Source organism: Kitasatospora sp. NPDC059088 (assembly GCF_042738155.1).
Classification (GTDB): domain Bacteria; phylum Actinomycetota; class Actinomycetes; order Streptomycetales; family Streptomycetaceae; genus Kitasatospora.
In genome coordinates this window covers 27439-49306 of sequence record NZ_JBHYGR010000038.1, presented here as the reverse complement: position 1 = coordinate 49306, position 21868 = coordinate 27439, and the positions used below count along the sequence as shown (strand labels likewise).

Here is a 21868-nt window from a genome sequence, read left to right as displayed (position 1 = left end):
CCAGCCCGACCCACCGCATCGTTCCTGCCCGTCCCACCCCGCGCACGTACCGCCCCTTCGAGCCGACTCCCACCCCCGTCGAACCGGTCCGGCGACCGGTCGCCACCAGCTAAGCACACCCGGCCCCGGCCGACGGCCGCCACCGGTGAACGACAAGTGGCCGTGGGCGGACGGGAATCCGAACCCCGCCCGGCCACGGCCGCCTACGGCACGATCGTGCGTCAGCCCTGCTTGAGGTCCGGCACCCGCCAGTCGATCGGCTCGCCGCCGAAGCCGTCCAGCGCCGAGTCGATCTGCGAGAACGGGCGGCTGCCGAAGAACAGCTTGGCGGACAGCGGCGACGGGTGCGCGCCCTGGACCACCACGTGCTTCTCGGTGTCGATCAGCGGCAGCTTCTTCTTGGCGTAGTTGCCCCACAGCACGAAGACCACCGGCTCCTCGCGCTCGCTCACCGCCTTGATCACCGCGTCGGTGAACTTCTCCCAGCCCTTCGCCTTGTGCGAGTTGGCCTCGTGGGCGCGGACCGTGAGCACCGCGTTGAGCAGCAGCACGCCCTGCTCGGCCCAGTGCATCAGGTAGCCGTTGTCGGGGGCCGGGATGCCGAGGTCGGCGTCCAGCTCCTTGAAGATGTTGCGCAGCGAGGGCGGCGTCTTCGTCCCGGGCAGCACCGAGAAGCTCATGCCGTGGGCCTGGCCGTTGTCGTGGTACGGGTCCTGGCCGAGGACCAGCACCCGGACCTTCTCGTACGGAGTGGCCTGCAGCGCGGCGAACTCCTGGCCGCTCGGCGGGAACACCTCGTGCTCCGCGCGCTGGGCCGCCACGAAGGCCGCCAGCTCCGCGAAGTACGGCTTCTCCGTCTCGGCACCGAGCACCGCGCGCCAGGACTCGGGCAGCTCCAGCCCGCCGCCCTCGCCGGCCTCGACCACGCCCGCCTCGACCGTGTCCGTCACGACATCTACCTCCCACACCGCGGCTGCTGCGCCGCCCGCCCTCTTACACCCCGAACGCTACACAGCCCCACCGACAACTCACTCCACGGGCGCCGGGGCGGACACCGTCGCGGCGGCCGAATCCGAAGCAGTGGCCGGGTCCGAGGGGGAGACCGGGTCCGAGGGGGAAACCGGGTCCGAGGGGGAAACCGGGGCCGCAGCGCCGCCCGCGGCCGCCCGCCCCACCCGCACGTGCTCCACCCCGTTGAGCGCCACCAGCAGCACGGCCAGCACCACCAGCACCACCAGGGCCGGCAGCCGCACCATCGCGGGCAGCAGCCCCAGCACCACCACCGCCGCGACGATCCGGGTGGTCGAGACCAGCCGGAACATCATCCAGCGGGTGTACCCGAAGGTCAGCAGGTACAGCCCGCAGCCGCCGTAGAGCAGCCCCACCGGTCCGGCGCCGAGCGCCCGCCACGGGTCCGCGACCGTCTCCGCGAAGCCGACCGCGACCCCGATCACCCCGGCCGCCAGGGCCAGGTGCCCGTACTGGAAGACCCGCCGGATCACGTCCCGCCGGGAGTCGGCGACCTCCACGGCGTGCCGCATCGCGTCCGCCGCGAACACGAAGTACTGCCACCACAGCCCGGCCGAGATGGTGAACGCGGCTGCCACGGCGGCCAGTTCGGCAGCGTCCAGCCGGGCTGCGGCGGCCGAGCCGCCGATCCCGACCACCGATTCGCCGAGCGCCACCAGCAGGAACAGCGCGAACCGCTCCGGCATGTGCGACGGGTGGTAGGCCACCTTGGCGAGCCGCCGCCGGAACACCAGCGGTGCGGCCAGGTCGCAGAGCGCGGCCGCCGCCCACAGCACCAGCCGCGGCCCGTCCGGCAGCAGCCCGCCGGCCAGCAGCAGCGGTCCGCTGACCAGCACGCCCGCCCCGTACGGACCGCGCCACACCCCCGGGACGCGCACCAGCAGGAGCAGCAGCACCACCCGGGCCAGCCAGTACGCGGCGCCCAGCAGCACGCCCCGGCCGCCGTACGCGCCCGGGACGGCGAGCGCCATGAACAGGCCGGCCAGTCCGACCAGCAGGATGCCCAGGCGGTCGCGTGGGTTGTCCACGTCGCGGATGTTGGCCTGCACGGTGGTGCCGACCCAGCACCAGTACACCGGCACGAACACCACCAGGGCCCGGACCAGACCGGTCAGGTCGTGCTGGTGGTGCAGCAGTCCGGAGACCTGGGTGATCGCGAAGACGAAGACCAGGTCGAAGTACAGCTCCGCCCAGGTGACCCGCTTCTCCGGCTCCTCCCCGGCCTCGAACTCCCCGGCCGTGCCCCCGGCCGTCGTTTCCCCCGCCGTGCTCATCCGCCCGGTCCTCCCCACGCGTACGGAACGAGCCCCGGCCCCCCCCCCCGCCGGGGACGTCGACGGTGCCGAGCAGTTCGGTGCCCAGCGCGGCGGCGATCTCCGGTTCGGTGCGCAGCCGACGGCTCATCCGGGCGGCCGTGAGGTGCCCGACCACCCCGAGCAGGAGGAACACCAGCGCGCCGGCGGCGACGAGTTGGACCCGGGTCGGCGGTGCCTGGCCGGTCGGCCGGGCCGCCGTGCCCATGACGACCATGTTGGCCTTGTTGGCGGCCAGGTCGACCTGGTCCAGCTTCTTGACGGCGTCCTGCAGCGCGGTGCGCAGCTTCTCCAGCTCGGTACGGACCTGCACGCTCTCCACGGTCTGCCCCGGCCCGACCGAGTTGGCCAGGTCGGTGATGCGCTGGCCGGTCTGGACGACCAGCTGGCGCAGCTGCTCGGGCTGGGCCGCCTCGGGGTCGGTGCCGTCGCCCGCCATCCGCGCGGCGAAGCCGACGAACTGCTTGGCCATCTGGTCGGCGAGCTGCTGGGCGCGTTCCGGGGTCTCCGCGGTGCCGGAGATCTTGATGATGTTCCCGTCCGCGGCGGTGGCGCTCACCCGGCTCTGCAGCTTGCCGCCGTTGACCCCGCTCCACTTGAGCGCGGCGGCCGCCCGGTCGACCACCACCGAACTGGTCGCGATCTCCGCCTGGGTCATCAGCTCGCGCTCCTGCCAGACCCCCGGCAGCAGCACGGACGACGAGGTGGTGTAGCTCGGCGGGAACAGCAGTGAGCTGCCGTAGCCGACCAGCGCCCCCAGGACGGTGAGGACGGCGAGCAGCCGCCACCGCCGACGGAGGATCCGGCCGATCGTGACCAGGCGGATCGTGTCCTCGCTCAACGGCGCTGCCTTCTCCCCGCCCTGCCCCGGCCGCCCGCCGCCGGGGCGCCGTCACCGCAGGCGGCGGCGTAGGCGGCGAGCAGGGCCCGCTGGGAGTTCCGCCAGGCGAGCGGCCCGTTGATCCGCTCCTGGCCGACCTTGCCCATCAGGGCCCGCCGCTCCGGGTCGTCCATCAGCTGCGCGACCAGCCGGGCGAACTCGGACTCGTCGTTGGCGGGCGCGTAGAGGGCGGCGTCACCGGCGGAGACCCGGGCCTCCCGGAGGTCGAAGGAGACCATCGGCCGGCCCATCACCATGTACTCCAGGACCTTGTTCATGGTCGACACGTCGTTGAGCGGGTTGCGCGGGTCCGGGGAGAGGCAGACGTCCGCGGTGGACAGGTAGCGCGCCAGGTCGGCGTCGGACACCCGGCCGGTGAACTGCACCCGGTCGGCGAGTCCGAGCCGCCGGGACAGTTCGACCATCGCGTCGAAGGTGTCGCCGCCGCCCACGAACACCGCGTGCCAGTCGGTCCGGCCCTGCTCGTCGCGCAGCTTCGCCAGCGCCCGCAGGGCGTAGTCGACACCGTCCTGCGGCCCCATCACGCCCAGGTAGCACAGCAGATGGGGCTGCCCGCGCTTGAGCTCCGGCTCGGGCGGCACCGGGCGGAAACGGGCGGTGTCGGGCGCGCTGCGCACCACGAAGACGGACTCCGGCCGCTTGCCGCCACGGCGCAGCGCGACGTCCCGGTAGCTCTCGTTGGTGGCGAGCACGACGTCCGCGGCCCGGTAGGTCATCCGCTCCAGCGCGCACACGCCCCGGTAGAGCAGGTCCTCGCCGCGGTCGAAGCGGGAGAGGTACAGCTCCGGCACCAGGTCGTGCTGGTCGAAGACGAACCGCGCACCGCGCCGTTTCAGCCACAACGCGGGCAGGAACAGCAGGTCGGGCGGGTTGCAGGCGTGCACGACGTCGACCGGGCCGACCTTGCGGGCCAGCCGGGCGGTGTGCCAGAGCGCGCTCCCGTACTCCCGCAGGTAGCCGGCCGGGCCGCCGGTGGCCGCCCGGAGCGGGTAGCGGTGGATCCGCACCCCGTCGATCACGGCCTCCGGCTCGGTGTCCCGCTTGCTGCCCTGCGGGCAGATGACGTCCACCCGCCAGCCCGCGTCGCGCAGGGTGGTGCACTCCTGCCACACCCGCCGGTCGAACGGCACCGACAGGTTCTCCACCAGGATCAGCGCGCGGCGTCCCCGCCCGTCGCCGACCGCTTCATCGAACATCGCGTCACCAGGCAAGGCCCACGTACCCCGGTTCGGTCCGGCGCCGCTCGGCGTCCGGAAGGCGGACGAGGTCGACGATCACCGCTCCGTCGCCCTGCGGCAGGGCCGACAGCACGGCCTCGTCCCTGGTGCCGACCACGCACACCTCGGCGTGCTCCAGCACCTCGGCGACGGAGGGCACCAGCAGCTGCGCGAGGTGCGGCAGCCGGGTCTCGATGTACTCCCGGTTCGCCCCGAGCAGCCGGGAGAGGTGCACGTTGGGGTCGTAGATCCGCAGGTCGTAGCCCTTGCCGAAGAGCCGCTCGGCGAGTTCGACCAGCGGGCTCTCCCGGAGGTCGTCGGTGCCGGGCTTGAAGGACAGGCCGAACAGGCCCACCCGGCGCTTGCCGGTGCGCTCGACCAGCTCCACCGCGCGCTGGAGGTGGTCGGCGTTGGAGGCCAGCACGTGCGAGAGGATCGGCACCGAGACGTCGGCCCGGTGCGCGGCGTGCACCAGGCTGCGCAGGTCCTTGGGCAGGCAGGAGCCGCCGAAGGCGAAGCCGGGCCGCAGGTAGGCGGGGCTGATGTTGAGCTTGCGGTCGGCCAGGAAGACGTCGACCACCTGGTGCGAGTCCACCCCGAGCGCCTGGCAGACCGCGCCCAGCTCGTTGGCGAAGCCGATCTTGAGGCCGTGGAAGGCGTTGTCCGCGTACTTGATCGCCTCGGCCACCGGGACGGGCACCCGGAACACCTCGCCCGGCAGGCCCTCGTAGAGCGCCGCGACCACGTCGCCGCTGGCCGCGTCGAGCTCGCCGATCACCGTCTTCGGCGGGTCGAAGAAGTCCCGCACGCTGGTGCCCTCGCGCAGGAACTCCGGGTTGACCGCGACCCCGACGTCCACCCCGGCGGTGCCGCCGAGGTGCTTCTCCAGGATCGGCACCAGCAGGTCGAGGCAGGTGCCCGGGAGCATGGTGCTGCGGAACACGACGGTGTGCCGCCCGCCCTTCTCGGCCGCCGCCGCACCGATCTGCTCGGTGACCCGCTCCAGGTAGGTGGTGCACAGGCTGCCGTTGGCCGCCGAGGGCGTGCCCACGCAGACCAGCGACACGTCGCTGCCCAGGACCGCCTCGCGGACGTCCGCGGTGGCGCGCAGCGCCCCGGACCGCACCATCTCGGCGGTCAGCTCGCCGATCCGCTCCTCGACCACCGGGGCCCTGCCCTCGTTGACCAGGTCGACCTTCACCTGGTTGACGTCCACGCCGATGACCTCGTGACCGAGGCTGGCCAGGCACGCGGCCGACACGCAGCCCACGTAGCCGAGCCCCAGGACGCTGACCCTCATGACCCGTTCCTCCCCTCGGGCCGGCCCTCACGGCCGACCGTCCGCGCGTCGTCGCGACGACGCCCCCCAGCAATGGCCATCAGTACGCCCCCTGCCCCTGGAGCACCGCACGCAGCGTCTTCCAGAGGATCACCGTGTCCAGGGCGAGCGACCAGTCCTCCACGTACCGCAGGTCCAGTCGGACCGCCTCCTCCCAGGGCAGGTCGCTGCGCCCGCTGATCTGCCACAGGCCGGTGAGCCCGGGCTTGACGAGCAGTCGCCGCCGGATGTCCGGGCCGTACGCGGCGGACTCCTCCGGCAGCGGCGGGCGCGGGCCGACCAGCGACATCGAGCCGGCCAGCACGTTGAGCAGCTGCGGCAGCTCGTCCAGCGAGTACCGGCGCAGCACTCCGCCGACCCTGGTCACCCGGGGGTCCCGGCGGAGCTTGAACAGCAGGCCGGCGCCCTCGTTGCGGTCGGCCAGCCCGGCCTTGGCCCGGTCGGCCCCGGCCACCATGGTGCGGAACTTGACCAGGGTGAACTGGCGGCCGTCCTTGCCGACCCGGTGCTGCCGGTAGAGCACCCCGCCGCGGCTGTCCAGCGCGACGAGCAGTCCGACGCACAGCATCAGCGGCGAGAGCAGCACCAGCAGGACCGCGGCGCCCAGCCGGTCGACGACCGCCTTGACCGCCCGGGGCCCGCCGGTGAAGGCGGGCATGCTGACCCGCAGCATCGGGATGCCGAGCACCGCGTCGACGTGCAGCCGCGGTCCCGCCACCTCCATCAGCACCGGCGCCACCACCATCTCGGCGTCGCCGCCCTCCAGGTTCCAGGCCAGCCGTTGCAGCCGGTCCGGCGACCAGTGCGGGTCCGGCGTGATCGCGACCACCCGGTAGCCGTCCCGCCGGACGTGGTTGGCGACGTCCGCCAGCCGGCCGACCACCGGCACGCCGTCCAGCCGGTCGCCGTCGGGGCCCAGCGCGTACGGCGTGCAGACCGCCTCCACCCGCCAGCCCAGGTGCGGGAACTTGCGGGTCCGGGCGATCAGGTCGCGCACGGTGGCCGGGCTCCCGGCGGCGAGCACCGGACGCAGGCACCGCCCCCGGTTGCGCTGCTCGTGCAGCCACAGCCGCAGCAGGTAGCGCTCCGTCATGGTGACGACCGTGATCGCCGGGATCGCGACGAAGATCCAGAGCCTGATGTTGTGCGAGGAGAGGGCGATCCCGCCGAGCGCCAGGACGACGGCGGCCGTGAACAGCGAACGGCCGAGTCGGCGGAATTCCTCCGCCCCCTGGCCGAGAACCGCCGGTGCCCACGCCCGGGTCGTCCCGAGCGCCCCCAGCACCAACAGTTCGGTGCCGAAGGCCAGAATTCCCCATTTCTCGTGCCAGTTGGCCGCGTCCCGGACCCCGAAGAAGCCGCCGATGGCCGCCACCACGAAGGCGGTGGCCACCGTATCGCTGATGATCACGGTACGGCGGTACTGCTGCTCCCAATCGCGCTCGGGCCGGCCGAATTTCCCGCTCCCCGGATGGCTCACCCGGGTCGGCGCGAACCGGCCGACTAATTCCCCCTCCTTCTGCTCGACCGCTCCTGCTCCCGCCCCCGCCAGGCCGTCAGTGGGTTCGACGTGCTCGCTCCACACGGTTCCTCCCCCCGGGAGGCGGCTGCCTCCCGCACCTGATTCCTCCCCCCGGGAGGCCCTGCCTCCCGTGTCGCGCCGTTCCTGGCCGCGCACGGCAACGCCCCCGGAAATGGCGGATCCGCCATTGCGGCGCTACGCGGACTTCCCACCGGGCACCGGCAGACCGGTACGTCCTGCCGAATTCCCGGAGTGCGCGGAAAAACGTCGACGGTTGCTCTCCACACTCAGAACCTCTGCTCGGGCGTCGAGAATGGGACACCCCCCCGCCCGCCGCCGGAAAACGCGACTACCGGCGGTCCGCAACGACCGATCCGTAGATCATCACGTGTCACCCCTCACGCCCGATCGTGCGGCACGAAAATCAATGTAGAGCATCCGGGGCGCCCGATGAGGGGGATGTGTGAAACAGGTGCTCGAGATTTGAAATCATCCCCAACTACCGGTGCCCGGCAGGGGGTTGCCGGACACCCCGGACCCCTGCCGTGACCTGTGCCGACGTACCTGCGACGCACCCCCGGCGAGCCCCGGCGGGCCGCCCCGGACCGGGGGCCGGGCGGGCCCGCAGGCGCCACTTCCGGCCGTCCGGCCACACCCCTGGGCACGGGCCGGTGGGTACGGGCATGCTGAGGGGACGACCTGCCCGTGGGGCAATCCGGCTTCACCGTACGGGGGCTGACGATGAGTCACAGTGAGGAACCTGCCGCGCGGCCGACCCGCCGCACCCTGCTCACCACGGCCGGGGGCCTGGCCGCCGGACTCGCCGGGGCGGCCGCCACCGGCGCCGGGGCGACGGAGGCCGCGGCAGAACCGGCGGAGGCGGCCGCGGAGGCGGCCGCACGCCGGGGCCCGACACCCTTCGGCCCGGCCGCCGTGCACCCCGGCGACCCGCGCTACGAGAGCCTGGTGAAGGGCGACAACCAGCGCTTCGTCGGCCGCCCGGAGGAGATCCGGGTGGTCGGCAGCACCGAGCAGGTGGTGCAGGCCGTCCAGGACGCGGTCCGCGACGGCCGGCGGATCGGCGTGCGCAGCGGCGGCCACTGCTTCGAGGACTTCACCGCCGACCCGGCGATCCGGCTGCTGCTGGACCTCTCACCCCTGGACGCGGTGGGCTACGACCCCGTGCACCGGGCCTTCGAGGTGCAGCCGGGGGCCACCCTGGGCCGGGTGTACCGGACGCTGTTCAAGGGCTGGGGCGTCACCGTGCCGGCCGGCGGCTGCCCGGAGGTCGGCGCCGGCGGGCACCTGGTCGGCGGCGGGTACGGGCCGCTCTCCCGGCGCTACGGCTCGGTGGTGGACCACCTGTACGGCGTCGAGGTGGTGGTCGTCGACCGCGACGGCACCGCCCGCACCGTGGTGGCCACCCGCGAGCCGGACGACCCGAACCGCGAACTGTGGTGGGCGCACACCGGCGGGGGCGGCGGCAACTTCGGCGTGGTCACCCGGTACTGGCTGCGCTCGCCGCGGGCCGACGCCGAGGCCCGCGCGGCGGCGCCCGACCCGTGCCGCCTGCTGCCACCGGCGCCCGCCGAGATGCTGGAGGCGCTGGTGGAGTGGACCTGGGACGAGGAGCGCACCACCGAGCGGGCGTTCACCACCCTGCTGCGCAACTTCTGCACCTGGCACGAACGCCACAGCGATCCTGGCGCGCCCGAGGCGGGCCTGTACGCCGTCCTGGAACTCACCCACCGCTCGGCGGCCAAGTTCTCCATGGTGGTCCAGATCGACGCCGGGCTCCCCGGCGCGGCCGACCTGGTCAAGGACTTCGTCGGCCAGGTGAACGCCGGCACCGGCCTGGACCTCGGCGGCGGCAGCGCGACCGTCCCCTGGCTCTACCCGATGACCTGGCCGGGCAACGGCGAGGCCGGCGACATCGTCACCCGCCGCTACAAGGGAAAGGCCGGCTACCTCAGACGCTCCTTCACCGACGACCAACTCTCAACGGTCTACCGCCACTTGACCAATGACACCGGCACTTCCGGGTGCGGCATGCTGGTGGTCGGCTACGGCGGCCAGGTCCGCGCGGTGGAGCCGGGCGCCACCGCGGTGGCCCAGCGCGACGTGGTGATGAAGGCCGTCTACCACAGCGTCTGGGCCGAGGAGAAGGACGACGACGCCCACCTGTCCTGGGTGCGCGCGCTCTACCGCGAGGTCTACCGGGACACCGGCGGCGTGCCCGTCCCCGGCGCGGTGAGCGACGGCTCGTACATCAACTACCCGGACGCCGACCTCGCCGACCCGGCCTGGAACACCTCCGGAGTCCCCTGGCACACCCTCTACTACCAGGGCGGCTACCCGCGCCTGCAACGGGCCAAGGCCCGCTGGGACCCGCGCAACGTGTTCCGGCACGCCCTCTCGGTGGAACTCCCGGAGTAGCCGGACTCGCGGAGTGGCCGGACTGGCGAAGTGGCCGGACTCCCGGAGCGGCCGTCGGGCCCGGCCGGAGCACGCCCCCGTCACGCGCTGGGCGGGTTCCGCGCCAGGTAGCGCAGGCCCTGCTTGAGGTAGGCCCGCGGGTTGGTGGTCAGGTGCCGGGCCCAGTCGGGCCCGGTCTCGCCGCGCCGGTGGGCGTAGCAGGCCAGCGCGTAGCCGAGCATCCGCTCGGACAGGTAGCCGAGCCGCGAGGACGACCAGCCGCGGTCGCTCCGGCGGAACTCGAAGGCGGAGTTGGCGGTGAAGACGCCGAGGCCGAAGTGCACCGTCAGCAGGTCGGTGAGCGGTTCGTGGTCGCGCCGGTCCCGGGAGATCCGCTGCTCGTCCAGGAGCCGGACGTGGCCCAACTCGTGGGCGACCGTGGCGACCAGGGCGACGGGACGGGCGGCCTGGCGCTGATCGACGGCGATCACCGGGCGCCCGTTCTCCCGCCGGTAGTGCCCGGCGGCGGAGCGGGAGCTGTGGTTGAGCCGGAGTTGGTCGACCATCGCCTGCTCGCCGTCGTCCGGCTCGATCTCGATGGTCAGCCGGTTGGGCGGCACGTCCAGGTAGCCGCAGATCTGGGCGATCACCCCCCGGACGTCCTCCGCGGACCCCCGGTACGGCCCGGGGAAGAAGTCCGCCGTCGGCAGCACCGGGGCACGGTCCAGCACCCCGCGGCCGAACTCGGCCGCCAGCCAGGCCATCGACTCCTCGATCCAGACCCGTTCGTCCGGCTCCACCGGACACTTCGGCGCGAACAACGCCATCACACCCCCCGCATGATCACGGACATGATGCACCAGGGTGGTGAACGGCGAGCGCCGGGGCCGTCCGGAGTGGACGGCCACCGGCGCACGGGCACGGGGTGGGTCAGGGGTGGCTCAGGGATCAGGGGGCGAGGACCTCCGGGCTCCGCCAACTCACCAGCCGGGCCCCGTCCGGTGGACGGTCCACGACCTCCTGTCCGAACACCCGGTTGATCGAGGTGCCCAGGTTCTGCGAGATGTCCGTGCCGTAGACGTGCAGGGAGACCGCGCGCCCGGTACCGGCGTTGGACACCCGGTGGATGTCCTCGTCGGGCGGCACCAGGAACTGCACCCGGCCGGGCGAGCAGGTCGTCCGGGCGTACGGCGCCAGCACCTTGCGGCCGGACCTGGGGAGCCGCCACAGCCGGAAGGCCTCGTCCACCTCGACGCCCTCCAGCACGCCCGACACGCACCAGGCGACGTGGTCGTGGATCGGGGTCGACTGCCCGGGCAGCCAGGTCAGGGCTACCACGGAGTGGGTGCGTTCGGCGTGCAGCAGCCGCTGGCTGTAGCCCCCGGTGTCACCGGCGCACAGGTCCTCGGGGACGATCAGCCCGGCGCGCAGGTACTTGCGCAGGGTGTCCGCGGTGAGCTCCGCGGTCAGCACGTCGGCGGCGGCGTAGCGCGCGAGGTCGGCGAGGAACTCGTCGAGGTTGGATCCGGTGGCCACGGCTACCTCCCCACCCCGGTGAGCGCACGGACCTCCAGCTCGGCGAAGCCGCGCCCGTCCGCGTCCTCGTCCCGGCGGCGGCGACCGCCGGCCAGCGAGCCGAGGACGGCGGCCGCGAACCCGATCGGGATGGAGAGGACGCCCGGGTTCTGCAGGGGCACCGGCGCCGCGGCGGTGCAGGAGATCAGCGCCGTGGCGTTGCCGACCCGCTGGTCCCCGGCGTCCACCCCGCAGTCCTTCGCCTGGGCGGCCGTCAGCTTCACGGCGGGGACGGTGCTGCTCGCGCCGCCCCAGCAGATCGGCGAGAGCAGCACCAGACCGATCGAGGCGACCAGCCCCGCGTAGATGCCGCACTTGGCGCCGAAGGTGGTGAAGCGCCTCCAGAACAGGGTCAGCAGGATCGCCGGCAGGTTGGCCGAGGCGGCGATGGCGAAGGCCAGGGCCACCAGGAACGCCACGTTGAGGTCCCTGGCGACGATCGACAGGGCGGCCGCGACCGCGCCGATCACCACGGCGGCGACCTTCGCGGTGACCAGTTCCTGCCGTTCGGTGGCCCGGCCCTTGCGGATCACGCTGGCGTACAGGTCATGGGCGAAGGAGGACGAGGAGGTCAGGGTGAGCCCGGCGACCACCGCGAGGATGGTGGCGAAGGCCACCGCCGCGATGAACGCCAGCATCAGGGAGCCCCCGGTGGTGCCCGCGCCCCCGCCGAGGTGCTCGGCCAGCAGGGTGGCGGCGGTGTTGCCGGACGGGTCCTTCGCCTTGATCGTCGCCGTGCCGACCAGCGCGGCCGCGCCGAAGCCGAGCACCAGGGTCATCAGGTAGAAGACCCCGATGATGCCGATCGCCCAGTTCACCGACTTCCGCGCGTCGCGGCCGGTCGGCACGGTGTAGAAGCGCACCAGCACGTGCGGCAGCGCCGCGGTGCCCAGCACCAGGGCCACGCCGAGGCTGACCAGGTCGAGCTTCGACCAGCCGTCCGTCGCCCCGTACTTGAGGCCGGGCCGCAGGAACGCCTCGCCCTTCTTCGACGCCGAGGCGGCGTCCCCCAGCAGGTGGCCGAGGTCGAAGCCGTACTTCGCCAGCACCCACACGGTCATCACGGCCGCGCCGGCGATCAGCAGCCCGGCCTTGACGATCTGCACCCAGGTGGTGCCCTTCATCCCGCCGACCACGACGTAGACGATCATCAGGGCGCCGACCCCGACGATGGTCCAGATCTGCGCGGAGGCGCCCTTGACGTCGAGCAGCTGGCCGACGATCGTCGCCGCACCGACCATCTGCGCGATCAGGTAGAAGATCGACACCACGATGGTCGACACCCCGGCCGCGGTCCGCATCGGCCCGCTGCGCAGCCGCGCCGCCAGCACGTCCGCCATGGTGAACCGGCCGGTGTTGCGCAGCAGTTCGGCCACCATCAGCAGCGCGACCAGCCAGGCCACCAGGAAGCCGATGGAGTAGAGGAAGCCGTCGTACCCGGAGAGCGCGATGATCCCCGCGATGCCGAGGAAGGACGCTGCGGACAGGTAGTCGCCCGAGATCGCGATGCCGTTCTGCAGCGCGGAGAACTGGCCGCCGCCGGTGTAGAAGCCGCCGGTGCCCCGGGTGCTCCGCCGCGCCCAGAGGGTGATCACCAGGGTCACCGCCACCAGGGCGACGAACAGGCCGACGGTCAGGCCCTGGTGCGAGGCCTCCTGCGCCGTGGTGGTGGCGGCGGTGGTGGCGGTGGGGGCGGCAGCGGCGAGGGGAAGGTGCTGTGTCATGCCAGGCTCCCCGTCGACTCGTGCTCGTCGCCGGCCCGGGCGGCCGCCGTCCGGCGCAGCTCCTCGGCCAGCGGGTCCAGGCGCCGGGCGGCGAACCGGCCGTAGGCCAGGGCGATGCCGAAGGTGGAAGCGAACTGGAGCAGCCCGAAGACCAGCGCCACGTTGATGTTCCCGACGACCTCGGCCGCCATGAAGCCGCGGGCGTAGGCCGAGCAGAGCACGTACGCCAGGAACCAGAGCAGGAACGCCGCCGTCACCGGGAGGACGAACCTGCGGTATCTGGCGCGCAGGAGGGCGAAGCGCGGATCGTCGCCGATCCAGGGGGTGTCACCGCGCGACGGCGCGGCCGGGTCGATCATGGGAATCCTTCTGAGCGGTACGGAACGGGTCGAACGCGCCGACCGTAGGATCCCCCGGTAGACGAGCGATCAACGCGCGTCCGGCTCAGGGGGGATCCACCGGTGGACCTGCACACGCTCACCCAGTTCCTGGCGGTGGCGCGGCTGGAGCACCTGAGCCGGGCGGCACGGGAACTGCGCGTCGCCCAGCCGTCGTTGAGCCGCTCGGTCGCCCGGCTGGAGGCCGAACTGGGCACGCCGCTGTTCGAGCGGGGCGGAAGGCTTCGGCTGAACGAGGCCGGCCACCTGTTCCGCGGCTACGTCGAGCGCGCCCTCGGCGAACTGGAGGCGGGCCGGCGGGCCGTCGCCGAGGCGACCGGGGAGGGGCTGGGCACGGTCCGGCTCGCCTCGGAGACCTTCCTGGCCTTCAGCGGCCCGCTGGCGGCGTTCAAACGCGCGCACCCCGGCGTGGAGATCGAACTGCACCAGCTGACCGCCGTCGAGATGGCCCGGCAGCTGCGAGCCCAGGACGTCGACCTGGCCGTCGCCTCCCAGCCGATCGCCGTCGAGGGCCTGGAGTCGGTCCGGCTCCTCGACGAGGAGGTGGGACTGGCCGTGCCGCTCGGCCACCCCCTGGCCGGACGCGCCGCGGTGGGCGTCGAGGAACTCGCCGACCAGCCCTTCATCGCCGCCCGCCCCGGGCACTGGCAGCGCCGGCTGCTGGACCGCCTGTTCGCCGGACAGGGCCTGGTGCCCCGGATCGTCTGCGAGGGCGACGAGGCCGGCGCCATCGCCGAACTGATCAGCGCGGGCCTGGGCATCGGCCTGGTGCCCGCCCTCGCCCGGCGCACCGCCACCCGCCTCCCGCTGGCGTGGGTCGACGTCGACAGCCCCGACTGCCGCCGCGCCCTCACCCTGCACTGGCCCCGCGGCGGACGCCTGCCCACCGCCGCCCGGCTGCTGCGCGACGCCGTCGCGGACTGGGACTGGACGGCGGGCGAGGCCGACGGGCCCGGGCTCCCGGGGGTTCCGGGGGTGTTCTGATCACGCCTGCGGGATCACGTTCCCGCGATCACGTTCCCGCGATCACGTTCGACAGCGGCAGGCCCTCGAAGAAGGCCACCGCCTCCTCCCGCCAGTACAGCCGCCAGCCCTGGGCTTCCCTACGGGCCGCCTCCGCGCAGCGGCGCATGTCGGCGCGGAGCTTCCCGTCCACGCCCAGCAGCCGGGCCAGTTCGCGGACCCGCTCGACCGTGGCGGCCGGGCACTGCGGGTCGCCGAGCGCGGACTCCACCACGGCCCGCTGCCCCTCGTCCGCCGCGGCGAGCAGGGCGGTCACCGCGTAACTGCGGCGCCCCGCACGGAGGTCCGCGCCGGTCGACTTGCCGGTGGCGCCCTCCTCCCCGAACAGGTCGAGGTAGTCGTCGCGCAGCTGGCCGCCGATGCCGACCAGGGTCGCGTACCGGCGCAGCCGCGCGTCGTGGCGGGCCACGTCCTCGCCGGCGGCCAGCAGCCCCAGCCGCAGCGGGGCGAGCACGGAGTACCGGGTGGACTTGTACTCGCAGACGGTGTGCAGGAACTCCTCGTCCGGGAGCGGCCGGAAGTCGCGTTCGAGGTCCACGATCTGGCCGGCGACCGTCTCGGCACCCGCGTTCAACTGGACCTCCAGCAGCGCCTGGCGCAGCTCGGCGGGTACGTCCGCCTCCAGCAGGACCCGCATCGCGAGGAAGGCGGCGAGGTCCCCGGCCAGGACGGCCAGGCCGAGCGCGGTCCGCTCGGAGTCCGGGAACTCCCGGCGGTAGGCGTAGTAGGTGGAGGGTCCGCCGCGGCGCACGGCCGCGTCGTCGATGATGTCGTCGTGGACGAGTCCGTGCGTCTGGAGCAGTTCGATGCTCAGCGCGGCCTCGGCCAGGCCGGGCACCGGGTCGGTGGTCACGAGTCGGGCGGCCTCGTACAGCAGGGCGACCCGCAGGCGCTTGCCGCCGCGCAGCGAGAGCTCGCGCAGCAGCTCCAGGCAGCGCGGGGTGAAGCGGCTGAGCGGCGGGGTGTCGAGGCGCTGCGGCAGGGCGTCGAAGTAGGCCTCGAAGCGGAGGTCGAAGCGGCGCCGGTGTCCGGCGGCCCGTTCGCGGGCGGCTGCCATGATCGTCTCGTTCACGCCGCCCACCTTCGCATCCACCCGGGACCGCCCCCACCGCCGGGGTCGGCGCGGACCGGCATGCGGACGGCCGACGGATTCATCTCAGCTGCATTTCGGCCATCTGTGCGAAAGGTCTGGTCGTGACCGCGACACCCTCCTAGAGTGGCCGCGATCCTCCGCAAGTGACCGTTTCTTCACACTGGTTCACCTTGCCTTCACACCGGCGTGCCGGCTCCGGCACGTTCAGCGCGCTCCGTCCCACCGCTCCCACCGCTCCCACCGCTCCCGCCGTCGAACCGAAAGGGCCGGGTCCGTGACGCAGGCGTTCCAGTCACCCGGCTTCGCCGCCCTGGCGGCCGACCGCGCGGTCGAGACGCGGCTCGTCGAGGAGCGCTGGCAGGCGGTCGCCTGGGACCGGCGGACGGACCGGCGCCGGGTGGTCACCGACCGGCCCGAAGGCGTCCACCTGAGCGAGATCGAACCGGACGGCGAGGCCATCTGGTGGTTCGACTCCGACGGCGCCGGGGAGGGCCGGTGGTGGCGCGAGCCGTTCATGGGCGGTGCGCGCGGCCCGGCACTGCACGGCGTGCCGCCCGGCCGGGCCTACGGCGTGGCCTTCGACCGGACCGGCGCCCTCGCGGCGGTGGCCGTGGGGACCGGCGACGCCTCGCACTGCTACGTCGGCCCGCCCGCGGGCGAGGCCCGGCCGATCGGTTCGGCGCCGGGGTACCTGGGCCTGGCCGACCTGTCGCCGGACGGCCGGCTGCTCGCCCTCGCCGGACGCCCCGACGGTGACGACGCGGTACTCCTGTGGCCGACGGACAGCACGCCGCCCGGTGCACCGGACAGCGCACCGGAGGGTGCCACGCGGCTCGCCGGGAGCTCCCGACTGCGGCTCTGGCCGATCGAGTTCAACCCCCTCGCCGTCCACGAACCGGAGCTCCTCCTGGTGATCGAGGAGGACGAGCGGTACTCCGTCGCGACCTGGCGGGCGGCCTCGGGCCTGCGAAGACACCCCGAGCTGTCCTTCGACTCGCAGATCTCGGCCGGCTGGTACGGGGGGCCGCACGGGGTGCTGATCCAGCACGAGCGGGCCGGGCGGAGCCGACTGCTCCTCGCCGACCTCGGCCCGCCGGTGGAACCGTCCTCGCCCGCGCCCGCCCGGGAGATCGGCACACCCGGCGGCACCATCCACGACCTGTCCTGCGCCCCGGACGGCACCCTGCACTGCGTCTGGAGCCGGGAGTCGACCCCGCCCCGCCCCCTGGTCCTGCGCCCGGGCGCCGAGGAACCGCACCACCACGCCCCGGACCACGCCCCGGAGCCCGCCGACGACACCCGCCGCAGCAGGCGGTGGACGCCCCGGCCGTACGGGCGGATCCACAGCTTCGTCACCACCCCGGCCGGCCCCGGCCCGTGGCCGACCCTCTTCCTGGTCCACGGCGGCCCCGCCACCCACGACCGGGACTCCTACGACCCCCGGGTGAACGCCCTGGTGGGCCACGGCTACGCGGTGGTGCGCACCAACTACCGCGGCTCCACCGGCTACGGCCCCGGCTGGCAGCACGACTACGGCCACCGGGTCGGACTGGCCCAGATCGAGGACCTGGCCGCCGTCCGCGCCGAACTGGTCGCCGACGGTACGGCGCGCGCGGACCGCACCGGCCTCTGCGGATTCTCGTGGGGCGGCTACCTGACCCTCCTCGCGCTGGGCGCGCAGCCCGAGCTGTGGACGCTCGGCATGGCCGCCCAGCCGATCGCGGACTACCCCGCCACCTACCGCACCACCACCCCCGCCCTGCGCGAGGTCGACCGCCAGCTCTTCGGCGGGACCCCGGACGAGGTCCCCGAGCGCTACCGCGCGGCCGATCCGCGGTCGTACGTGCACCGGGTCCGCTCGCCCGTCCTGCTGGTCGCCTCGCGGACCGACGAGCGCTGCCCGCCCGAACAGGTCGCCGGGTACGCCGCGGACCTGCACCGGCTGGCGGTGCCGCACGAACTGCTCTGGGTGGACGGCGGCCACTACAGCCGCCGGACCGCCGACCACCGATCGGTGCTGGAGGCCATGGTCCGCTTCGCCGGACTCGCCTGGCCGGCACCGCTCCCCCGGACACCCCGGGGCGGCCGCCCCGGGGCACCCACCGATCCGATGGAAGGAGGTGAACAGCCATGAAGCGACGCAGCATCCAGAACGACCCGATCGGCACCCCGGAGCGTGACCGGGGCGCCGTGGTGGTCCAGAACTTCTCGCTCGACATCACCAAGGCCGCAGCGGTCGCGCCTGCCCTCAAGGGGCAGCCGAAGCCGAAGCCGGAGACCAAGGTCAAGTGACCCACCGTCGTGCCGGGGCGCCCGCGGGTGCCCCGGAGCGACACCCCGCCGACCAACCGCGACCGCCCACCCTGACCGCCGACCTCGACCGACAGAAGTGGCCACCATGCGTATCGTCCTGCTGCACATGCCCTGGGGTGCGATCGACGTGCCCTCGCTGGCCCTCGGGATCCTGCACACGGCCGCTGCCCGGGCCGGGCACGTGACCGAAGTACGATACGCCAACCTGGACTTCGTGGACTGGGCCGCCGGGGCCGCCGGCCTCGGCGTGGACGACTACCAGTACTTCTCCGAGAAGTCGTACTTCCAGGGCGCGGGCGACTGGGCCTTCGCCGGCGCGCTGTACGGCGACGACGACGAGGATCCCGGCGGCGCCCACGACGGCTCCGCCGACTACTTCGCGTACCTGGCCGCCGCCGGTGCGAGCCCGCAGGAGATCGCCCTGACCCGGTCCGTCCGGGCCCTCGCCCCCGCGTTCATCACCAGGCTGGTCGACGAACTCGCCGCCGACCCACCGGACCTGGTCGGCTTCACCACCACCTTCCAGCAGAACACGGCCAGCCTCGCCGCCGCGAAACTGCTCAAGCAGCGCTGCCCGCAGGTGCGCACGGTCTTCGGCGGCGCGAACTGCGACGGTCCGCAGGGCGCCGCGCTGCACCGCAACTTCCCCTTCCTGGACTACGTGGTGCGCGGCGAGGGCGAGGCCGCCTTCCCTGCGCTGCTGGCGGGCGACGACCCCGCCACCGTCCCCGGCCTGTGCTGGCGCGACGCCGCCGGGAGGTCGACGGCCAACCCGATGGCCGAGCGGCCGCTGCCGCCCGCCGCGATCCTGACGCCGCGCTACGACGGCTTCTTCGAGCGGCTCGACACCTCCGTCGCGGCCGGCTGGGTCGACCCCAAGCTGGTCCTCGAAGGTTCCCGCGGCTGCTGGTGGGGCGAGAAGCACCACTGCACCTTCTGCGGGCTCAACGGGTCCTCGATGGCGTTCCGCTCCAAGCCGCCGGCCGACTTCCTCGCCGAGGTGCTCACCCTCGCCGAGCGCCACCAGCTGCTCGACGTCTACGTGGTCGACAACATCCTGGACATGGGCTACTTCGACACCGTCCTCAAGTCGCTGGCCGAGCTCCCGGTCGACCTGCGGCTGCACTTCGAGATCAAGGCCAACCTGCGCCGCCACCAGTTCCAACTGCTCGGCGACTCGGGCGCGGCCCAGGTGCAGCCCGGCATCGAGAACCTGAGCACCCGGGTCCTGCGGATCATGGACAAGGGGGTGACCGGCTGCCAGAACGTCCGCGCGCTGCGGGACGCGCAGAGCGCCGGGGTCTCGGTGACCTGGAACTACCTCTACGGCTTCCCGGGCGAACAGCCGGAGGACTACGAGTCGGTGATCCGCCAACTGCCGGTGCTGCACCACCTCGACCCGCCGACCGGGGCGGGCCGGATCGCCATCGAGCGGTTCAGCCCGTACTTCGACCGCCCCGAGCTGGGCTTCGCGATCACCCGGCCGGCCCTCCAGTACCGCGCGACCTACCGCCTCCCGGAGAGCGAACTCAACGAGCTGGCCTACGTGTTCAGCGCGCCGCCGCGCGGGATCGGCGGCGGCCTCGCGGAGCGGCTGGGCGCGGCGGTGGACACCTGGCTCGCGCGGTTCCCCGACAGCCGGCTCAGCTACCGGGACGCGGGCGCGCGGGTCGTGCTCGTCAACACCCGCCCCGGGTACGACTGGCGGGCGGTCGAGCTGACCGATCCCGTGGAGCTCGCCGTCTTCCGGCTGCTCGACCGGCCCCGGTCGGCCGCCGCGCTGGCCGCCAAGGTCCCCGGCGGCGCGGCGGCGGTCGAGCCGGTGCTGGAGCGCTTCACCGCGCTGGGCCTGCTGTTCCACGACGGCGACGGCTACCTCCAGGTCGCCGTCGAGTCCGACAACCAGGTGCTGATGCGGATGCGGCACCGGCACGGTGCCGAAGGCGCCGCCGGCCCCGACACCCCTGCCCGTCCCGGTACCCGCAGCGAGGAGGTGCCCGATGCCGTCGCGATCGGCTGAACGGACCGGGCGGCACGACGGTGCCGCCGCCTGGCGCGAGGCCGCGCCGGAGGTCGAGCTCTGGCTCGACTACGACCCCGCCGTACGGGAGTTGCCGGGCTTCGCACTCGGCCGCCGCACCCTGACCGGCCCGGCGCAGGCCGAGGTCACCGGACTGCACCGGGCCGGGGTCCGCTGCCTGCGGCTGACCGAGCCGGTGCGGTTGTGCGCGGACGCGCCGGCGGCCTCGGCCCGGGCGCTGATGCTGCTGCGCGAGGCGACCGGACAGGGGCTGGCCGTGCTCTGGCGGGCGGTCTGCCCGGACGGCTGCGCGGCGCAGCGCCGGTTCCACCACCTGTACCCGCCCGAGCAGTTGACCGGTGGTGGCGCACCGGACGTGCTCGCCGACTGGCGCGCCACCTACTTCCCGAGCAAGTGCGTGCTCCGGCGCGGCCCCGGCTTCGTCGAGGTGCGGGACCGCCGGTTCGGGACGCTGGAGCTGTTCACCATCGACGAGCCGGGCCACCTGGCACAGCTGGAGGCGCTGTCCGAGGGCGTCGAGGTCGACCGGCTGCCGGACGCCGTCCGCCGGGACTTCGCCGAGGCCGGTCTGATCGCCGAACAGGCCGGCCGCGCCTGGTTCCTGCCGATGCGGGTGCGCCGCTGGCCGTTCCCGTCGCTGACGGTCTGACGGCCTTCCCCGCGGCACGGCCGCCCAGCTGCCCGGCCGACCGGCCGACCGGCCCGCACGAGTTCCGAGCCCGAGGAGAGAGACCCATGACCACCGCGGTCGACGACGACGCCGCAGCCCGGATGGCCGCCTTCATCCGCGACCCCTACCCCACGCTCGCCCGGATCCGTGAGGCCGGCGCGGTCTCCGTCGTGGAGTTCGGCGAGGGGCTGCCGGTCTACCTGGTGACCCGCTACCAGGACGTCCGGGCCGCGTTGACGGATCCGCGCTTCGGGCAGGACGTCCGCCGCAGCCAGGCCATCGCGAGCGGACGCGGCGCCGGGCTGACGCTCGGTTCCGAGGTCGTCCACATGCTCAACAGCGATCCGCCGGACCACACCCGGCTGCGCCGCCTGATCCAGGGCGTCTTCACCCGCCGACGGGTCGACGAGATGCGGCCGCTGGTCGAGCGCACCGCCGACGGCCTGCTGGACGGGCTGCGCGGGCGCGGGACCGCCGACCTGATCACGGACTTCGCCTTCCCGCTGCCCATCATGGTCATCTGCGAGCTGCTCGGCTTCCCCCCGGAGGACATGCAGGCCTTCCGCACCTGGTCGACGGCGATCCTCACCCAGGGCGGCGACCTGTCCTTCGCCCAGGCGACCGAGGAACTGAACGACTACCTGCGGGAGTTGATGGCGGCCCGGCGGACGTCGCCGAAGGCCGACATCCTCACCGACCTGGTGCAGGCCCGGGACGCCGGCGAACTCACCGAGCGGGAGGTGTTCTCGATGGTCTTCCTGCTGCTGATCGGCGGCCACGAGACCACCGTCAACCTGCTCGGCACCGCCACCCTGGCACTGCTCCACCACCCCGACCAACTCGCCCTGCTGCGCGCCGACCCGGCGTCGATGCCGGTCGCCGTCGACGAGTTCCTCCGCTACGAATCCCCGGTCAGCATGGCCACGTTGAGGTTCACCAACGCCGATGTGACGGTCGACGACGTCGAGATCCCGGCGGACGAACTGGTGCTGCTCTCGCTCGGCGCAGCCAACCGGGACCCGGCCCGCTTCACCGACCCCGACCGGCTGCTCCTGGACCGGGGCGACCCCGGCCACCTGGCCTTCGGACAGGGCCTGCACCGCTGCCTCGGCTCCTTCCTCGGCCGACTGGAGAGCGAGGTCGCGCTCACCGGGCTGCTGTCGCGCTTCACCCGGATCGAGCTGGCGGCCGCGGAGGAGACCCTGCCCTGGCGCAACACCATCATGCTGCGCGGCCTGGAGTCGCGGGCGGTGTGGCTCGATTGGGATCGGCCCCGGCCCCCGGTCCGGCGGGCG

17 protein-coding genes and 1 pseudogene are annotated in these 21868 nt (G+C 73.5%); 7 read left to right on the top strand and 11 right to left on the bottom strand.

Going from position 1 to position 21868, the window contains the following annotated elements:
- Nucleotides 1-221: 221 nt before the first annotated feature.
- The 6 genes and pseudogenes from ACFWXO_RS19020 to ACFWXO_RS18995 all read right to left on the bottom strand — a co-directional run bounded on the left by ACFWXO_RS19020 (nt 222) and on the right by ACFWXO_RS18995 (nt 7279).
- Nucleotides 222-950 (bottom strand): uracil-DNA glycosylase, encoded by a 729-nt coding sequence (locus ACFWXO_RS19020; RefSeq protein WP_375883267.1) that lies wholly within the window; start codon nt 948-950, stop codon nt 222-224.
- A 78-nt stretch (nt 951-1028) separates the two neighbouring features.
- On the bottom strand, nt 1029-2303 hold the full coding sequence (locus ACFWXO_RS19015) for a low temperature requirement protein A (protein WP_380525016.1): 1275 nt from the start codon (nt 2301-2303) through the stop codon (nt 1029-1031).
- 49 nt (nt 2304-2352) lie between these two features.
- Nucleotides 2353-3183: pseudogene (locus ACFWXO_RS19010) on the bottom strand (Wzz/FepE/Etk N-terminal domain-containing protein); the annotation flags it as partial.
- Nucleotides 3180-4439: a glycosyltransferase family 4 protein gene (locus ACFWXO_RS19005; protein WP_380525014.1), complete on the bottom strand. Its 1260-nt coding sequence runs from the start codon at nt 4437-4439 to the stop codon at nt 3180-3182. The pseudogene ACFWXO_RS19010 and the gene ACFWXO_RS19005, both read right to left, overlap by 4 nt.
- A gap of 4 nt (nt 4440-4443) precedes the next feature.
- Complete coding sequence (locus tag ACFWXO_RS19000; protein ID WP_380525013.1) at nt 4444-5760, bottom strand: nucleotide sugar dehydrogenase; 1317 nt, start codon at nt 5758-5760, stop codon at nt 4444-4446.
- A 79-nt stretch (nt 5761-5839) separates the two neighbouring features.
- Entirely contained in the window at nt 5840-7279 is a 1440-nt protein-coding gene (locus ACFWXO_RS18995; RefSeq protein WP_380525012.1) for a sugar transferase, read from the bottom strand.
- Between the two features lie 783 nt (nt 7280-8062).
- Here ACFWXO_RS18995 and ACFWXO_RS18990 point away from each other — a divergent pair.
- Nucleotides 8063-9757 carry an FAD-binding oxidoreductase gene (locus ACFWXO_RS18990; RefSeq protein ID WP_380525011.1) on the top strand — a complete coding sequence of 565 codons (1695 nt, stop codon included), beginning with the start codon at nt 8063-8065 and terminating at the stop codon, nt 9755-9757.
- Nucleotides 9758-9837: 80 nt separating this feature from the next.
- Here the strand turns inward: ACFWXO_RS18990 and ACFWXO_RS18985 are convergent, their stop codons facing one another.
- From ACFWXO_RS18985 to ACFWXO_RS18970, 4 genes are all read right to left on the bottom strand, one after another.
- A complete protein-coding gene (locus ACFWXO_RS18985; RefSeq protein ID WP_380525010.1) occupies nt 9838-10563 on the bottom strand; it encodes a hypothetical protein in 726 nt (241 codons plus the stop codon).
- A gap of 121 nt (nt 10564-10684) precedes the next feature.
- Nucleotides 10685-11272, bottom strand: coding sequence for a cysteine dioxygenase (locus ACFWXO_RS18980; RefSeq protein ID WP_380525008.1), 588 nt, complete (start codon nt 11270-11272; stop codon nt 10685-10687).
- Between the two features lie 2 nt (nt 11273-11274).
- The gene (locus ACFWXO_RS18975; RefSeq protein WP_380525007.1) at nt 11275-13035 is read right to left on the bottom strand and encodes a cation acetate symporter; all 1761 of its coding nucleotides are present in this window, start codon (nt 13033-13035) and stop codon (nt 11275-11277) included.
- Entirely contained in the window at nt 13032-13394 is a 363-nt protein-coding gene (locus ACFWXO_RS18970) for a DUF485 domain-containing protein (RefSeq protein WP_380525006.1), read from the bottom strand. Before ACFWXO_RS18970 ends, ACFWXO_RS18975 begins: the two co-directional genes overlap by 4 nt.
- Before the next feature lie 102 nt (nt 13395-13496).
- Between ACFWXO_RS18970 and ACFWXO_RS18965 the strand changes: the two genes are divergently transcribed.
- The gene (locus ACFWXO_RS18965) at nt 13497-14417 is read left to right on the top strand and encodes a LysR family transcriptional regulator (RefSeq protein WP_380525005.1); all 921 of its coding nucleotides are present in this window, start codon (nt 13497-13499) and stop codon (nt 14415-14417) included.
- 28 nt (nt 14418-14445) lie between these two features.
- Here the strand turns inward: ACFWXO_RS18965 and ACFWXO_RS18960 are convergent, their stop codons facing one another.
- Complete coding sequence (locus ACFWXO_RS18960; RefSeq protein ID WP_380525025.1) at nt 14446-15513, bottom strand: polyprenyl synthetase family protein; 1068 nt, start codon at nt 15511-15513, stop codon at nt 14446-14448.
- A 310-nt stretch (nt 15514-15823) separates the two neighbouring features.
- On the opposite strand from ACFWXO_RS18960, the gene ACFWXO_RS18955 reads away from it, so the two are divergent.
- The 5 genes from ACFWXO_RS18955 to ACFWXO_RS18935 all read left to right on the top strand — a co-directional run.
- A complete protein-coding gene (locus ACFWXO_RS18955) occupies nt 15824-17683 on the top strand; it encodes an alpha/beta hydrolase family protein (protein WP_380525004.1) in 1860 nt (619 codons plus the stop codon).
- Complete coding sequence (locus tag ACFWXO_RS18950; RefSeq protein WP_380409779.1) at nt 17680-17841, top strand: hypothetical protein; 162 nt, start codon at nt 17680-17682, stop codon at nt 17839-17841. Before ACFWXO_RS18955 ends, ACFWXO_RS18950 begins: the two co-directional genes overlap by 4 nt.
- Before the next feature lie 106 nt (nt 17842-17947).
- A complete protein-coding gene (locus tag ACFWXO_RS18945) occupies nt 17948-19882 on the top strand; it encodes a RiPP maturation radical SAM C-methyltransferase (protein WP_380525003.1) in 1935 nt (644 codons plus the stop codon).
- Complete coding sequence (locus tag ACFWXO_RS18940; protein ID WP_380525002.1) at nt 19863-20552, top strand: DUF5825 family protein; 690 nt, start codon at nt 19863-19865, stop codon at nt 20550-20552. Before ACFWXO_RS18945 ends, ACFWXO_RS18940 begins: the two co-directional genes overlap by 20 nt.
- An 86-nt stretch (nt 20553-20638) precedes the next feature.
- Nucleotides 20639-21868 (top strand): cytochrome P450 (locus ACFWXO_RS18935; RefSeq protein ID WP_380525000.1); only part of this gene is annotated, 1230 nt, incomplete at its 3' end.

What these genes read in the sequence shown, in the direction of transcription:
- ACFWXO_RS19015 (WP_380525016.1), bottom strand. Translation starts at nt 2,303, where the DNA reads ATGAGCACGGCGGGGGAAACGACGGCCGGGGGCACGGCCGGGGAGTTC.
- ACFWXO_RS19005 (WP_380525014.1), bottom strand. Translation starts at nt 4,439, where the DNA reads ATGTTCGATGAAGCGGTCGGCGACGGGCGGGGACGCCGCGCGCTGATC.
- ACFWXO_RS19000 (WP_380525013.1), bottom strand. Translation starts at nt 5,760, where the DNA reads ATGAGGGTCAGCGTCCTGGGGCTCGGCTACGTGGGCTGCGTGTCGGCC.
- ACFWXO_RS18990 (WP_380525011.1), top strand. Translation starts at nt 8,063, where the DNA reads ATGAGTCACAGTGAGGAACCTGCCGCGCGGCCGACCCGCCGCACCCTG.
- ACFWXO_RS18985 (WP_380525010.1), bottom strand. Translation starts at nt 10,563, where the DNA reads ATGGCGTTGTTCGCGCCGAAGTGTCCGGTGGAGCCGGACGAACGGGTC.
- ACFWXO_RS18975 (WP_380525007.1), bottom strand. Translation starts at nt 13,035, where the DNA reads ATGACACAGCACCTTCCCCTCGCCGCTGCCGCCCCCACCGCCACCACC.
- ACFWXO_RS18970 (WP_380525006.1), bottom strand. Translation starts at nt 13,394, where the DNA reads ATGATCGACCCGGCCGCGCCGTCGCGCGGTGACACCCCCTGGATCGGC.
- ACFWXO_RS18960 (WP_380525025.1), bottom strand. Translation starts at nt 15,513, where the DNA reads ATGGCAGCCGCCCGCGAACGGGCCGCCGGACACCGGCGCCGCTTCGAC.
- ACFWXO_RS18950 (WP_380409779.1), top strand. Translation starts at nt 17,680, where the DNA reads ATGAAGCGACGCAGCATCCAGAACGACCCGATCGGCACCCCGGAGCGT.
- ACFWXO_RS18945 (WP_380525003.1), top strand. Translation starts at nt 17,948, where the DNA reads ATGCGTATCGTCCTGCTGCACATGCCCTGGGGTGCGATCGACGTGCCC.
- ACFWXO_RS18940 (WP_380525002.1), top strand. Translation starts at nt 19,863, where the DNA reads ATGCCGTCGCGATCGGCTGAACGGACCGGGCGGCACGACGGTGCCGCC.